Consider the following 14504-nt stretch of genomic DNA (forward strand, 5'->3'; position numbering starts at 1 on the left):
AAGCTGTATCACTGTCTTTCGACCTCCTGAGTCAAAAATTTCATTAACGAACGTTTTCTACCTGCTACCCCCTTTGCAAAAATTTGTAGGCCCCAGAGCACCTCAATCCGGCACCGCAGGCACCAAAAAGAAGCATTAAAAACCATGGAGAAAAAGGGCTGAGATTTGACAGATATCCTTTAGGAAAAATACAATTCAGGAGGATATTGCCATTATTGAATGTTTTATCGATCTGGCCTTTAAGGATTGGACCCTATGACACAACAGCATTCCCTGGAATTAACAGACCAAACTCCTGCCCCTATCGCTCGTAAAGTCGCGGACCATATCTGGCAGCTTACCCTCCCGATCCCTGTTCCATTGAAAACCGTCAATGTTTATGCGCTGGAAGGTAAGACTGGCTGGGTGCTGGTAGATGCTGGTATGGGTGTCCCTGAAACCCGAGACGCTTTTTATACTGGCATGGCCCAGGCTGGCCTGCAACTCCAGGATTTGCAAGCGATTGTGCTTACACATCTGCATCCTGACCATATTGGACTCGCAGGTGAACTCCATGAGCTGACTCAGGCTCCGGTTATGATGCATCCACTGGATGAAGCCGCCTTACATAGAACCTGGGCAGATCAGATACAAACATATATCGAAACCAGTAATCAGTTTCTTGCCCCGCATGGTTTATCGTCTGCGAAACACTGGTCAGCCAATATGTCACCAGAATTGCTGCACTCAATCTTACGTATCCCCCACGCTCAGCTTTTCTTCCAATTGAAGATGGACAACTGGTACAACTCGCCGATGAAACCTATCAGGTACTCTGGGTACCCGGCCATTCCGATGGGCAGATTGGCTTGTTCCGCGAGCGCGATGGAGTCTTTCTTTCTGCGGATCATGTGTTGCCACGCATTACACCAAATATTGGACTCTACTCGCCTCAGGATCGTCCCGATCCACTTGAAGATTTTTTTCAGTCTTTAACGAAAATTTCTTCTTTACCTGCAAAATGTATATTACCCGGACATGGTGAAGCATTCACCGATCTTGCAACCAGAATTACAGAAATTATGGAACACCATCAGCGCAGATTAACACAAATTATAGATTTAATCGCAAAGCAACCACAATCTGCAACTCAACTTACAAAACACCTTTTTGGCCCTCGCCTTAAGAACCATGAGGCCCTGCGTCTTGCAGTTGCAGAGATCCTGGCTCATCTGGAATATTTACGTCTACGGCAACAACTTATGCAACAACAAACCCAAGCAGGCATTCTATATTATGTCGTTTCCACGACATTGCCATGAAAGCAGGTGCTTCTTTTTCTAAGAAGGCTTCGAATAGCAGAGTTTAGCGAATAAAAATGATAAGTACAGTCGCACAATATTCTAGAAAAGAACAACCTTATATAGAGCTATTTCTCAAATTTTTTTGGTCCATAATTATAGGCATAGATGCCCTTCCCAGGCTGTTTCACGCCATATCTCCTACTTTTAGGGATAGTGCGACGCTTGTATTTCTCAAAATCGCGTGCTATACTCCTAATCGGCAGTGAGGTTGTAACGCCGCTCTACAAGCCCGGCAAAGTGCCTTTGGGTAATCAAGCGACGTGTGTTGATAGTTGCAAGGAGGAAATCGAACCTATGGCCGAATCTAAGACCGAACAGGCAGCGGGACAAACCGTTGGTCGGCAAGAGCTTTCTAAGCGCATTGCCAAAGAAGTGAAGCTTTCTCAAAAACAAGCTTCAGAGGTGCTAGAGGCTACACTGACTGCGATTCGCGAAGCACTTCAGAATGGTGACGAGGTCCGTCTAGTAGGCTTTGGCTCCTTTAAGGTCCGTCAAAGTGCTGCGCGCAAAGGTGTAAATCCACGCGACCGCAAACCTATCGAAGTGCCCGCCAAAGAGCGTGTCCGCTTTTTCCCCGGCAAAGAACTCTCGGAAGCTGTTATCAAGAAATAGTAAGTTGTAACTCGTGTCTCACTGCCAAACCAACATAGCCCATTAAGCATCGCTGCTCAAGAGAAACCGGACACTGCAACGCAGGGGTCCCAGAACAATTATTTCTCTGCCTTAAAAGCAACGCGAAGAGGTCTGTTGCCTTCGATGCTTATCAGGGCTATGTTTCATTACAAAAAATAGCCGTCCCATCTTAAACAATCCTCGCGCCCATAAATAATTAGTACACGACGAGTATAATGATCCCCCTAACACGAGATGGATATTTTGATGACAACTCATAAAATTGATGGCGTCACCCTGACCTTACAACAAGGAAATATCGTTGCAGTGGCGGTCGATGCGATTGTCAATGCCGCCAATGCCTCTCTGGCAGGTGGTGGTGGAGTCGATGGAGCAATCCATCGCGCTGGCGGCCCTACCATCATGCAGGAATGCCGCAAGCTCGGGGGCTGTCCTACGGGCAGTGCGGTAGCTACTTCTGCTGGCAATCTCCAGGCTCGCTATATCTTTCATGCCGTTGGACCTATTTATCGAGACCATAGCAATGAAGCACAACTCTTAAAAGGAGCCTATCAAAGCTGCCTGGATCTGGCCGAGCAGTATCAAATCACAAGCCTGGCTTTCCCATCTTTGAGTACAGGTGCTTATGGGTATCCACGGCATCTGGCCGCACCCATCGCGCTACAAACAGTTATTGAGCACCTCCACAAACCTACCAGTCTACAACAGGTCATTTTCGTGCTCTTTGATGAGAAAACTCTGCAAGCTTATCAGAAAGCACTTCAACCGTTACTTGCAGACGACAAACAATAACAAGTCATACAACAACACGTACAACATTGTTCAGGTTGCGCTTTCTCCTCTGACAGAGATAATATTGATGCGTATCTATTATCAATTGCAGTGTGCAGAGGACAGAGAATATATGCAAGATCAGAGACAAAATCTGAAATCTGAAGCAGAAATTGCCTGTATGCGTCAGGCTGGTTTGTTGACCTGGCAGGCTCATCAAGTGGCAGAGTCGATGATCCATCCCGGTATCACTACAGCTGAAATCAATGCAGCCATGGAAGCGTTCATGGATGAACATGACGCTGATCCTCTTTTCAAAGGCGTACCTGACAATACAGGCAACGCACCATTTCCAGCGGTTGCCTGTATCTCTGTGAATGAGCAGGTGGTCCATGGTTTGCCTGGCCCACGCCGTCTTCAGGAAGGCGATATCGTGAGTATTGATACCGGTGTACGCTACCAGGGCTGGTGTGGGGATGCCGCAGTGACCCATGCAGTAGGTAAGATTGACGCAGCCACACAGCGCCTGCTGGATGTGACTGAGGGTACGTTACGTCTGGCTATTGAGCTGATTCCACAGCGCCAGTGGTGGAGCGAGGTGGCACGTGAGCTTGAAGCATATGTCAAACAGGCTGGTTTTGCCGTGGTGGAAGGATTAGTTGGACACAGTATTGGACGCGAGATGTGGGAGTCCCCACAGGTTCCTAATTACTTTACCTTACAATATCAGGCCCTCGGCGATTTTGTGCTGCAACCTGGTGTGGTAATCGCGGTTGAACCAATGGTAGCCATGACCTCCAGACATGTTCAGACACTGGCGGATCACTGGACCATTGTGGCGCAGGATGGTCTGCCAGCAGCGCATTTTGAACATACCCTGGCTATTACCGCCACAGGCGTCCAGATACTCACATCTGGTCCAGATGGTCAGGCCTGGGCGCTACCAGAAAAATAATACTGGCTAAGCACTATTGGCCTGACTATCCAATCCTGCCTGTATCGATTAAGCCACAAGCAAGACTTGTGAGCGCGATACTATATCGCGATATCCTTGCACGATGCATTCCATCGCCTCGTGCCAGGAACGCTCAGCCGCCTGGCTCTCAGCCAACTGACCCATTGAGACACGTTCCGGCGTATTGAGAACCAACTGGGTCAGATACGCACGATAGCCGGCAATCTGTTCATTTTCCTGCAAATTGTCAGCATCTAGCAAGAGTCCTGTCTTCTGATGCTGTACCAGATCACAGACTCCCTCAGAACGTACACCAACCACCGGCAAGCCAGAGGACATCGCTTCCAGCACCACCTGACCAAAAGTTTCTGTATACGAAGGAAAAGCGAAGACATCCGCGGACGCATAAGCCATAGCCAGTTCTTCACCACTCAGGTATCCAGTAAATGTGACCGGAACCTGCTCAAGATCCTGTTGGATCTCATTGTAGGCTGGTCCCTGGCCAACAATGACCAGATGGCAACGCGAATGATCCATCTGGCTATAGGCTTGAATTAACAGGCGCAGATTCTTTTCCCAGGAGACACGTCCAACATACAGTAATATCGTTTTGTCCTCTGGTATCTCACGCTCTCGCAACCATGCGTTACGCACTTCCTGGCTTCGACGGCCTGAGTGAAACAACGTTCGCTCCACCCCACGTGGCCAGAGGCGTAGATGCTCAAAGCCCTGCTTCGCCAACATCGTAGCCGTCGATGCAGAGGGACAAAATGTTAAGGCGCATTGATTATGTACAAAGCGGTTATACAACCACATGGGTTTCGTTAAGAGGGAGAAGCCAAAATGACCGCAGTAGGCCGCCAGATTTGTGTGGTACGATGAGATGATTGGTATATTAAGTACTCTGGCTGCCGCTAAGCCGGTGGCCCCGAGAATTACGGGATCAACCACGTGAATAATATCAGGTCGAAACTCGGCCAGGCGACGCATGAATAACGGGCGAAAGAAATTAAACTTTAATTCAGGATAGAAAGGAAAAGGTAGCCCGGCGGTGCCTATGACCTCTGCGCCTGCATATTCGTCCATACCGCATTCAGGACCCAGCAAGAGAGCCTGGTGCCCATTTGTGTCTAAGTGTTCAAGTAAGCGTGATACTGTTCTGGTGACTCCATCAAGTTTTGGTAAAAAGTTTTCTGTAATTATGGCAACACGCATTGGTTCATCACCTGCTCCAACTACAAATCGCTTGCAGTAAGCAATGCGCTCACGCTCTATATGATACTTTTCAAGCACATAAGCGACATTCACGCTTGCTTTGCAATTGCATGCCATTCAAATATATGAGCGAAAGTCTCCTGAAAAGCGCTAACGTTATCAGCAATATGATCAACGCCAGACTGCTAAACTGAGAGACCACGCTCGCAGCAAGTGAGCAGCATGCCAATCGACAACACGCGATTAGACAAATGGGTGACCGATGTGCCCCTCTTCCACAGTAACACGTTCTATTTAGAGGATAATTAAGGCTTGTTTACAGTTGTGTAAACCAGAGGATAACAGTCTATTAAATAGTCACATTCGCATGCATATAAATAATAATGATCGATATATAAAGAAAACGGTCATCTCCGTGAATATTTACGCTGATATACGTTATACTGACTAGAAAGTGTATCTTTTTGTATCATTCTGCTATAGTATTAATACAATAAAATACCATATTTATAAATGCGGCACTAAAGAGGGGCTGTAGTATAACGGCGAAGGGAAAAGCCCGCAGGGCAATAAGTATATATTTCAAAGAACAAGGAAGCAGGTACAGCAGGTGAAAAATCAATTTGTCAATCGGCCTTCTCAGGAGGGTTCTATCGATCAGCAAAAAGCTTCACCGGGGGCAGCAACAAAACTCACTAACAGTGGTCAGCAGGATGCTGGTAAGACACCTGTTAAAAGTGGACTCGTGACGAAATGGAAGACAGGCCAGCTTCAACCTCCTACGCAGGCCGCCAAAACGGTTCAGACAGGAAACTTGACTGACCACTCGGGTATTGATCCACTCAGTAAACGCCAGATGCCTGGACGCCAATCACCTGTGACGAATCCTTTTTCTATGTACGCGGATGAGGTACCAACGCTTCAACAACCAGCGATGCCTGATAGACCCAGAGCTCTTCACAAGTCACGTATTACCAGAGATCTTAATGGTTGGGGACAACGGCCAGATACAGGTCAATTGGGAAATCCAATGGTCAATGGTGCAGGCTTTGGTTCAGGACAATATAGTAATCCTGGCCCGATGAATGCACAACATTTCAATACAGGTCAACCAGGCAAACCAAAAGCGCCAGGGCATTCCAACTTTCGTAGCTTACTACCTGGCTTGGTACAGATACCAGCCAGCATCTCCACCAGGACGCAATCCAAACGCCACATCCCACTGTGGGCACGCGGAGTAATTGGTCTGCTGGCCTTTTTCATTATTGTTGGTGGAGGAGCCTTTGCCTATTATCAATTTACCTTCGCTGGTTCCGTGGATAGCATTACTGGTCAGGGTGCCATCCACGATAATACATCAAAGTTCGCACCAGAACCAGCCAACATTGATCCTTTAACGCAACGTACCAACATTGTCCTGCTGGGCAGCGATACAGACGGCAAGAACAATGATCCTGAACATGGCCAACCACTGGCACAAACCGTGATTGTGATTACGATTGATCCCACAACCAATAAGGTTGGTATGCTCTCTATTCCACGCGATATGCAGGTCACTGATAGCGTCTATGATGGCACGTATCCCTATTCAAAAATTGATCAGGCTTTTGAACATGCCTGGCAAGGGAAAGATGCACAGGACAAAGCCAGGCGCGCTGCTGGTCATATGATGGATGTGATTGAAGCCAACTATGGTATCCATATCGATCACTATGCCTGGGTGGGATTACAGGGTTTTATTAAAGTCATCGACACGATCGGGGGGTGGATGTGGATATCAGTCATCCTATGTTCGACGATCTGTATCCAGATGATACAGGTAACAGCAAAGACAAATATGACTATAAACGTCTCTCAATTGCTCCAGGTCCCCAACACCTCACAGGACTGCAAGCATTAGAATACGTACGTACCCGCCATGCCGATCTGGGTGGGGACTTCGGTCGTACTGATCGCCAACAACAAGTATTAAGCCAGGTCAAAGTGAAACTGACAAATGCCGATACCATTACGAAAGCACCGGCCTTGCTCAACGATTTAAATGGCTTTTTAATGACCGATTTGAGCCTCAACCAGCTCTATACGTTTGCGCAAATAGCCAAAGGCATTGACATCAACAAGCTTAATCGTGTTTCACTGACCAATAACTATACGACTCCGATAAAATCTAATCCCTACAACAATTTTGCACCAAATTGTAATGTCATTGTCCCAAAAATTCGTGAGATGTTTGGTGTTAAAAATCCCGCCTGTCTATCTCAAGGATCCACACAAAACAATCCAGGCACCAGCGTTGCCAGCGCTCAGCCAGATACTTCAAACAAGGCTACTACAACTCTCTTAACAGATCAACAAACAACTGCAAACAGCATGAAGGTATCCAGCAGCAGCCAGACAACTGTCACACAGGTAAGTAACTCCTCCACCCTCAATAATTTGCTGGATCTGATGTTGCTTACAACGTCTGGATCATTTACTGCCATGCAAAATTAGTGTATTTTCAGGTGTAATGCTTGTACATTGAAAGCAAGCACTATACCTGAAAATATTCCCAACCAGAACCTTATAGCGATGGTTTGACCGTTGCACGCATTATATAGGATAGGTTAAGGCACAACGTCCCTGGTGCGATGTATACCTGCATCGCTCCATTATTTTCTAGATAATTAAGAATGTAGTATGAAAAGATATCCACAATGGCAGCTCTTTCTCCTCTTCATCTTGCTCGCGCTAAGCTTGCAGGGATGTCTGGGGGGAGCTGATGACAATTATCAGAGTGTCACCAAAGGAAAAAATGGTGATGTGAAAATCAACACTCAGCAAGCGGCGTTCAAAGGGAAAATGTATTTCACGTTAGATCGCAATCTCTACATGCTGGATGGAAAAGATAAAGAGCATCCGAAACAATTGACCAGAGGCATGGATATACGTGATCCTGCAGTCTCGCCGGATGGTAAGTGGATAGCTTTTATTATTCGCTATAAAGATTATTCAGATCTGGCGTATATGCCTACCGGTGGGGGAAAACCGGTGATCATTGCAGATGGGTATGGCAAATACATCCCCACGGGAGACACGCCAAAAAGTACTCATCATTGGTTTGCTCAGCCGAGTTGGGATAGTGATAATCAACACATCTACTTCCTGGGGGACAACCAGAAGTATTTCTGGAATCCCAAACTGGTAGGAAACTATGATGCCGCGATTCTGGATATGCAGGTGTTCAGGGTATCTATGCATGATAAATTAAATACAGAGGATACGATAGAGGATGCCCAGCCCGTAGCGTACACAACTATTGGCGCAGGTGGCCTACGGGATCCTGCTTATCGACCCGGCCATAAAAATCAATTGGTCTATACGAGCTATAAATATACGGCACCTGATTATTCTAAACTGGCGGTACAACTCAATCTGATAGATACCAACGCCATACAAGATATCATCACCCAATTTCCTGACCAGTATAACCAGAAATATCATCCAGGGGCATATCAAAGTGAGGTTGATCCTGGAGTCGCGCTGACTCCTGAAAAGGCGGATTTGATGAATATGCAACCAACCTTTTCGCCAGATGGCAATACCATCCTGTATGTGCGTCGCGAGGATGCAACCCATATGAGTTTCTATGCAATGCCCGTCGTCGAGGGTATAACCAGCGATCCGAATAATCCTGCCTTTGATCCCAATAGTAATGCCAATATCACAAAAGGGCTCTCACTGTATGCGAAATCGCAGAAGCTTATGACGGGACAATATCTCAGCCAACCTGTCTGGTCTCCTGATGGCTCACAGATCGCCTACTATGATTATCATGACACCACATTTGATCTGTGGCTGGCCCAGACAGTGAAGGATCCGAAAACCGGCACCTACTCGATTCAGAAGGATAGTCAGGTACAACTTACCCAGGCAAACGGCAGCCTGGACGCTGATTCCCATCCAGTCTGGTCAAACTGATCACCTTGATCCCATTCCAGTTTCTCCACCTCAGGTAGAGAAACTGGAACCCTCTTTCCAGGCACTAATCCCATAAAAAATCTTCTATATTCCCCTCCGGATATGTGAAATAAGAAATAGACGCTGGTCATGTAGCACTCGACGACATAACTCATTAATGGTATACTACCCACTGAAACAGGAATTTCTAAATAAAGTATTCGCCCAGGTCGCTTGAGGTGAGACGTTGAACCAATTTGAAGGCACACTGATCGCTGGACGGTACGAGATTCGTGAGCATATCGCCACTGGCGGTATGGCGAGCGTCTTCAAAACCTGGGATCACCGCGTAGAGCGCATAGTGGCGATCAAAGTGTTACGATCCCTGGATAAAAATGATCTTCGTGCAGTCGAGCGTTTTCGTCGAGAAGCTCGCGCTGCCGCAGCGCTTGCACATCCGAATGCCGTTACTATCTATGACTTTGTTGAGGAAATGGGCCAGTATTTCCTGGTAATGGAATATATTCATGGTCCGACATTAAAACAACTTGTTGCGCAACGCCGGCAGTTACAGCCACGCGAGGCAATCGAAATCGCAGCTCAGGTCTGCGCAGTATTACAAGTTGCACATGCGCGAGGTTTTATCCATCGCGATATCAAACCACAAAATATCATGTTGGCGTGGAGTGGAGGAACAGGGAGCCTCGGTGATGGAGGCGCATGGGTGAAGCTAACCGACTTTGGTATTGTACGTGTGGCAGAGGATGCTGGATTAACAAATAGTGGTATCGTGCTCGGCACTGCCGACTACTTGTCTCCAGAACAGGCTCGTGGCGAGACCTTGACCGCTTCTTCTGATCTTTACTCGCTTGGTGTGGTGATGTTTGAGATGCTCACAGGCCGCCCCCCTTTTGTGGGTCCGACCGCGGTTTCTATCGCGATGCAGCATGCTTCGACCAATCCACCGCCCTTACGTCAATTTAGTCCACAGGTTCCTGCAGTGCTTGAACAACTGGTGAATCGCACTCTGCAGAAAGAGCCTGATGAACGCTTTAATTCAGCTGCTGAGATGCAAAAAGCCTTGCGTGCCTGTGCAAAAGAACTCACGCGCGGCAAGCCTGCATCGCTACCGAGTAACCCATCCTATCAGTCACGTTTTAGTGATGGGAAAGGTCAGTATCCACCTTCGGGACACGGTCAATTCTGATCGCGGTCCTCTGGTATAAAGAATAGACCAGGTAAGGGACACGCAAAAATCATTGGCGTGTCCTTTCACTGTCTCTTCATCACACATAGGATCCTTTTTTACATTCTTTTTTGGCCATATTTAATAAAGAGCGCAAGATAGCATTCGCGTCTACTTGCCCAATGATGGGGAACACACATGGAATATACAAAGATTAGCACCTCCGAAGCACCAGCAGCTATTGGTCCATATAATCAGGCTATGCGTTGCGGACAATTCCTTTACACTTCTGGCCAGATTCCCCTGGATCCAGCTACCGGCGAGATGGTTGGCGACGATGTTAAAACACAGACACATCGTGTATTGCAAAACCTCCAGGCAGTGCTACAGGCCGGAGGCGCATCGCTCAACAGTGTAATTAAAACGACGGTTTTCCTGACCAGCATGGGCGATTTCCAGGCGATGAATGAGGTCTATGCCACCTATTTCAGTCAGGTTGCTCCAGCCCGTTCAACGGTCGCTGTTGTAGAACTTCCTCGTAAATCGCTGGTCGAGATCGAGTGTGTCGCGCTCATCCAGGACTAGGGCATGGGGGAATAACGGTGAATACCGCTACTATCTGGCGTACGACCCTGACACAACTGGATATGACTCCTATTGATGCTCTCACCAAAACATGGTTGCAAGATGCGCATCTCATTGAGCTGCCCGCGAACGCACGCCATGAGCTGGCTCCCGATATTCCAGAGGAGAGTCTGGCTTTCGCTCTACAGGTTCCAAATGATCTGGCCTGCGATGTCATTACAACGCGCTGGCAACATGTATTGGAAGATGTATTGAGCGATATGCTGGGCCAACCGGCAGCGCTGGTCGTCAGAAATTCTACATATACAGCTGTTCCTGCGTCTGAAGCGATACCTCCTCTGCATGAACGGGAGAGTGGACGCGATGCACAGCCAATACGCCCGCCGCATCTACCGGTTCGGCAGCATGCACCACCACAGCAAAATGCCAATGGCTATTATGAGGATACATCACGCCCACCACTGCAAAATGAATTTTCCTATGCCTCACCGAACACACTGGAAGACTGGGAAAATGAGCAGCGCGCTAATATGCTGGCCCATAACCGCTTGAATGCACGTTATACGTTTGATGCGTTTATCGTTGGTAACAGCAATCGACTGGCGCATGCCGCCTCCCTGGCGGTCGCTGAGGCTCCTGGTGAGTCCTATAATCCTCTCTTCCTCTATGGAGGCGTAGGATTGGGAAAGACCCACTTGCTGCATGCTATTGGCCATCAGGGCGTGCAGACAGGTCTGGCAGTGTTGTATGTCTCTTCAGAACAATTTACAAATGAGATTGTAAATGCGATCCGCTATCGCACCACTGAAGAGTTTCGCGCCAAGTATCGCTCGGTCGATATTCTACTGGTGGATGATATTCAATTTATCGCTGGCAAAGAATCAACTGAGGAAGAGTTCTTCCATACTTTTAATAGTTTGTATGAGATGAGCAAGCAGATTGTGATCTGTAGTGATCGTCCCCCAAAGCTATTCTTAGCCTGGAGGAACGCTTACGTTCGCGCTTTGAGTGGGGATTGATCGCGGACATCCAGCCACCTGATCTGGAGACCAGAATGGCGATTTTGCGTGTCAAAGCTGATCTTTTACACTATCATGTGCCTGATGAGATCATCGCCTACATTGCTGGTCGTGTACAGACCAATATTCGTGAGTTAGAGGGCTGTCTGAATCGTTTGATGGCCTATCAGCAGTTGCACCGCGTTGAACTCACCATGGATGTAGCTCGCTCTGCCATCTCTTCCCTGGGTACCGATACACGTGAGCCAACGCTCAACAGTCGTCAGATCGCTCAGGCCGTGGCGGACTACTATCACATTTCGCTCGAAGCGATGTGTGGTAAGCAGCGGGACAAATATATTGTCACGCCGCGCCAGATCGCTATGTATCTTATTCGCCAGGAAACCTCGACCTCGCTGCTGGAGATCGGCCAACTCTTTGGTGGCCGGGACCACAGCACCGTCCTGCATTCCTGCGAAAAGATTGATCGCACCATCAATATCAATCAGACTCTACGCCGCGAAATCGTTGCGATTCGTGACCAGTTGATGCGTGAGTAATCTTTCAACCTTGTACTGGCAGCGCTGGTCGCTGCGACCAGTCGACGCACGAGCATATTCCTGGAAACGATGACCCGTTTCCGTTTGACGCCGCTTCCCCTGTCGGGCTGAGCGTTCCCAGGCAAAGTTATAGAGCTGCGAAGGGAACTCGTGTATGGCTTTGCCTGTTCAGACGCGAACTGATCGCAGCGACCAGCGCTGCCGGTACAAATACAAGAGGAGAAAACAAAGCCACTATGCTACCACATATACAGGATTTGACCACCTACCTGATTGACCTGGATGGCGTTGTCTATCGCGGTGATGCCCTGATCCAGGGGGCTAAAGAATTTATCAACTGGCTGGATGCTAATCAGAAAAAGTATTTGTTTCTGACCAACAACTCCTTTGCCAGCGAGGCTCAGGTAGTGGCCAAATTGGCCAGATTGGGCATTGAGACTGATAAAACCCATGTCATGGGAGCAGCCCAGGCCGCAGTGCAGAGTATCGAGCATCGTTTTCCAGGCGCATCTGTCTATGTGATCGGCGAAGAGCCACTGTTCGATCTGGTCAACGAACATCATCTCAAGGTAGCAAATGAGGATTGGCGTAGCGCCGACGTGGTTTTTGTGGGCCTGGATCGTACCTTTGATTATAAGAAACTGACCGAGGCGGTGCTGGCGATCCGTAAGGGCGCAACATTCATTGCCATCAATCGTGATCCCCTGCTGCCAATAGCCGGTGGTGAATTAACCGCTGGATGCGGTACTATGGTGGCCGCGATCGAGGCTGGCAGCGAAACGGTCCCGGAGGTTATCGGCAAGCCCGAACCTGCTCTACTGCAAGAAGCTATGCGCAAATTGCAGAGTACTCCTGCCGAAACAGTTATGATTGGCGATAATCTGGGGGTAGATATTAAGGCCGGGATCGCGGCCGAAACCCGTACCATGCTGGTCTTCTCGGGCAAAGACACGCCCGCCAGTCTGGAAAAATCTACCCTCAAACCAGATTATGTGTATGAGGATCTTGCGGCAGTTATGCAAGAGCTTAAGAGCTAAGCAGAGATCCTACTGACCTTTGAGGAGCGGATCTCCCCCATCGGGAGGACGATCAACCACAGCCACGGTACAGCGCGAGATACAGATCAGTTTCTCGCGCTCATCGCTGATGCGCACATCCCAGACATGCGTGCTTCGTCCCAGATGAATGGGAGTCGCAACCGCCCGCAATTCACCATCACGCTTCGGACGCAGATGATTGGCATTGATCTCCAGACCAAAAGCCATCTGGCGTGTACTATCAATATGCATGACACTGGCCAGCGAGGCGACGGTCTCTGCCAGTAACACTGAGACTCCACCATGCAGATAGCCGACCAGTTGTAGGTGATTGGGACCAATCGGCATTGAGGCCGCCACTTTTTCTTTGGTCGCCTCCACCACCGTAATATTCAAAGCCTCCAGGACCGTGCCCTGCCCACTGGCATTCAAACGCTCCAATAATTCCTGCTGCGCGGCGTCCATTCCTTGTCCTTCTCTTTCTCAATTCCTACGACACGTCTCACTAAAAGTGAGATAAAAAACTTACTTTGAGATGGTTGGGGCATGCTTTGAAACCGTTGCGCCCTCTGACTCTTCTTCAGTCCGCTCAAGCACAAATGGAGTCTGTTTCGCTTTCCACCAGAACAAAGCAAAGCCGACAAAAAAGGCGACCAGCCACATAACAATGGTTGCAACCACAGAAGCTGGCACATTCTGCCAGACCTGATATGAACCATTGGTCATGCCACCAGAAATATCGCGACAGATGCTGAACAAAGGAACACCAGCCAGCAAGACCCAGGAGAACCAGCGAGCTTTACCGGACCAGAAGCGCCAGATCAGCAGGTAACCAAGGCTACCATAAATAAAAATGGGGGTCAGATAGAATGGCAGAGGTACGTGGAGCACGTTCAGCGACTTCAGAAACAGGTTGGAAAATTGAACCTGAAAGTCATTGGGATTATGCAAACCGGTTTGTACAAATTCGTAGTGCCACCAGCGGCTGGCATAAGCAATAAGGTCAACGAATATATTGATGACGCCCATCACCAATCCGCCCAGCAATGAAGCCAACAAAACAGGCTTCGGCGGACGAATAAATAAAACAAACGCGCCATAAACCATAAGCAAAAATGGCACAACATAAAGCAGGAAGATAAAAGCTTCCATGTGAGACAAACTCCTTGTATGTGTAAAAAAAGATCTCGTATGAATATCATAACGCGAAGAAGCGCCCTTGCCCAGATCAATATGCCATCCGGACTGATACTCAAAAGCTATTATCCCCTATGCTGCAAGT

13 protein-coding genes and 2 pseudogenes are annotated in these 14504 nt (G+C 48.3%); 12 read left to right on the forward strand and 3 right to left on the reverse strand.

Translation table 11 applies throughout. The features are described from left to right. Positions 1 to 255: 255 nt before the first annotated feature. The 5 genes and pseudogenes from KDW_RS35800 to map form a co-directional block, all read left to right on the forward strand. Positions 256 to 633: pseudogene (locus tag KDW_RS35800) on the forward strand (MBL fold metallo-hydrolase); the annotation flags it as partial. A gap of 146 nt (positions 634 to 779) precedes the next feature. After that, positions 780 to 1301 (forward strand): MBL fold metallo-hydrolase, encoded by a 522-nt coding sequence (locus KDW_RS35805; RefSeq protein ID WP_371876248.1) that lies wholly within the window; start codon positions 780 to 782, stop codon positions 1299 to 1301. Positions 1302 to 1637: 336 nt separating this feature from the next. Further along, on the forward strand, positions 1638 to 1955 hold the full coding sequence (locus KDW_RS07080) for an HU family DNA-binding protein (RefSeq protein WP_151755307.1): 318 nt from the start codon (positions 1638 to 1640) through the stop codon (positions 1953 to 1955). Between the two features lie 267 nt (positions 1956 to 2222). Further along, positions 2223 to 2768, forward strand: a complete 546-nt coding sequence (locus KDW_RS07085; protein ID WP_151755308.1) for an O-acetyl-ADP-ribose deacetylase — start codon at positions 2223 to 2225, stop codon at positions 2766 to 2768. 112 nt (positions 2769 to 2880) lie between these two features. Continuing rightward, positions 2881 to 3702, forward strand: coding sequence for a type I methionyl aminopeptidase (gene map, locus KDW_RS07090; protein ID WP_151755309.1), 822 nt, complete (start codon positions 2881 to 2883; stop codon positions 3700 to 3702). A 48-nt stretch (positions 3703 to 3750) separates the two neighbouring features. Here map and KDW_RS07095 read toward each other — a convergent pair whose 3' ends face one another. Then, positions 3751 to 4917, reverse strand: a complete 1167-nt coding sequence (locus tag KDW_RS07095; RefSeq protein WP_162005023.1) for a glycosyltransferase family 4 protein — start codon at positions 4915 to 4917, stop codon at positions 3751 to 3753. Positions 4918 to 5998: 1081 nt separating this feature from the next. On the opposite strand from KDW_RS07095, the pseudogene KDW_RS07105 reads away from it, so the two are divergent. The 7 genes and pseudogenes from KDW_RS07105 (at position 5999) to KDW_RS07130 (ending at position 13222) form a co-directional block, all read left to right on the forward strand. Then, positions 5999 to 7410: pseudogene (locus KDW_RS07105) on the forward strand (LCP family protein). Positions 7411 to 7596: 186 nt separating this feature from the next. Beyond that, the gene (locus tag KDW_RS07110) at positions 7597 to 8877 is read left to right on the forward strand and encodes a TolB family protein (RefSeq protein ID WP_151755313.1); all 1281 of its coding nucleotides are present in this window, start codon (positions 7597 to 7599) and stop codon (positions 8875 to 8877) included. A gap of 226 nt (positions 8878 to 9103) precedes the next feature. Then, positions 9104 to 10063, forward strand: a complete 960-nt coding sequence (locus KDW_RS07115) for a protein kinase domain-containing protein (RefSeq protein ID WP_151755314.1) — start codon at positions 9104 to 9106, stop codon at positions 10061 to 10063. 177 nt (positions 10064 to 10240) lie between these two features. Then, positions 10241 to 10627 (forward strand): RidA family protein, encoded by a 387-nt coding sequence (locus tag KDW_RS07120; protein WP_151755315.1) that lies wholly within the window; start codon positions 10241 to 10243, stop codon positions 10625 to 10627. Between the two features lie 17 nt (positions 10628 to 10644). Next, the gene (locus KDW_RS36415; RefSeq protein WP_198925215.1) at positions 10645 to 11646 is read left to right on the forward strand and encodes a DnaA ATPase domain-containing protein; all 1002 of its coding nucleotides are present in this window, start codon (positions 10645 to 10647) and stop codon (positions 11644 to 11646) included. Between the two features lie 35 nt (positions 11647 to 11681). Beyond that, positions 11682 to 12185: a helix-turn-helix domain-containing protein gene (locus KDW_RS33685; protein WP_198925216.1), complete on the forward strand. Its 504-nt coding sequence runs from the start codon at positions 11682 to 11684 to the stop codon at positions 12183 to 12185. 236 nt (positions 12186 to 12421) lie between these two features. Beyond that, positions 12422 to 13222, forward strand: coding sequence for an HAD-IIA family hydrolase (locus tag KDW_RS07130; protein WP_151755316.1), 801 nt, complete (start codon positions 12422 to 12424; stop codon positions 13220 to 13222). 9 nt (positions 13223 to 13231) lie between these two features. Here the strand turns inward: KDW_RS07130 and KDW_RS07135 are convergent, their stop codons facing one another. After that, complete coding sequence (locus KDW_RS07135; RefSeq protein ID WP_151755317.1) at positions 13232 to 13687, reverse strand: hotdog fold thioesterase; 456 nt, start codon at positions 13685 to 13687, stop codon at positions 13232 to 13234. Between the two features lie 60 nt (positions 13688 to 13747). Beyond that, the gene (locus tag KDW_RS07140; protein ID WP_151755318.1) at positions 13748 to 14374 is read right to left on the reverse strand and encodes a hypothetical protein; all 627 of its coding nucleotides are present in this window, start codon (positions 14372 to 14374) and stop codon (positions 13748 to 13750) included. Between the last annotated feature and the right edge of the window lie 130 nt (positions 14375 to 14504).

It is taken from the genome of Dictyobacter vulcani, from assembly GCF_008974265.1.
GTDB lineage: Bacteria > Chloroflexota > Ktedonobacteria > Ktedonobacterales > Ktedonobacteraceae > Dictyobacter > Dictyobacter vulcani.

Bases quoted from the DNA above. Each gene is read 5' to 3' on its own strand.
- KDW_RS07080 (WP_151755307.1), top strand. From the start codon at position 1,638: ATGGCCGAATCTAAGACCGAACAGGCAGCGGGACAAACCGTTGGTCGG.
- KDW_RS07085 (WP_151755308.1), top strand. From the start codon at position 2,223: ATGACAACTCATAAAATTGATGGCGTCACCCTGACCTTACAACAAGGA.
- map (WP_151755309.1), top strand. From the start codon at position 2,881: ATGCAAGATCAGAGACAAAATCTGAAATCTGAAGCAGAAATTGCCTGT.
- KDW_RS07095 (WP_162005023.1), bottom strand. From the start codon at position 4,917: ATGCGTGTTGCCATAATTACAGAAAACTTTTTACCAAAACTTGATGGA.
- KDW_RS07110 (WP_151755313.1), top strand. From the start codon at position 7,597: ATGAAAAGATATCCACAATGGCAGCTCTTTCTCCTCTTCATCTTGCTC.
- KDW_RS07120 (WP_151755315.1), top strand. From the start codon at position 10,241: ATGGAATATACAAAGATTAGCACCTCCGAAGCACCAGCAGCTATTGGT.
- KDW_RS33685 (WP_198925216.1), top strand. From the start codon at position 11,682: ATGGCGATTTTGCGTGTCAAAGCTGATCTTTTACACTATCATGTGCCT.
- KDW_RS07130 (WP_151755316.1), top strand. From the start codon at position 12,422: ATGCTACCACATATACAGGATTTGACCACCTACCTGATTGACCTGGAT.
- KDW_RS07135 (WP_151755317.1), bottom strand. From the start codon at position 13,687: ATGGACGCCGCGCAGCAGGAATTATTGGAGCGTTTGAATGCCAGTGGG.
- KDW_RS07140 (WP_151755318.1), bottom strand. From the start codon at position 14,374: ATGGAAGCTTTTATCTTCCTGCTTTATGTTGTGCCATTTTTGCTTATG.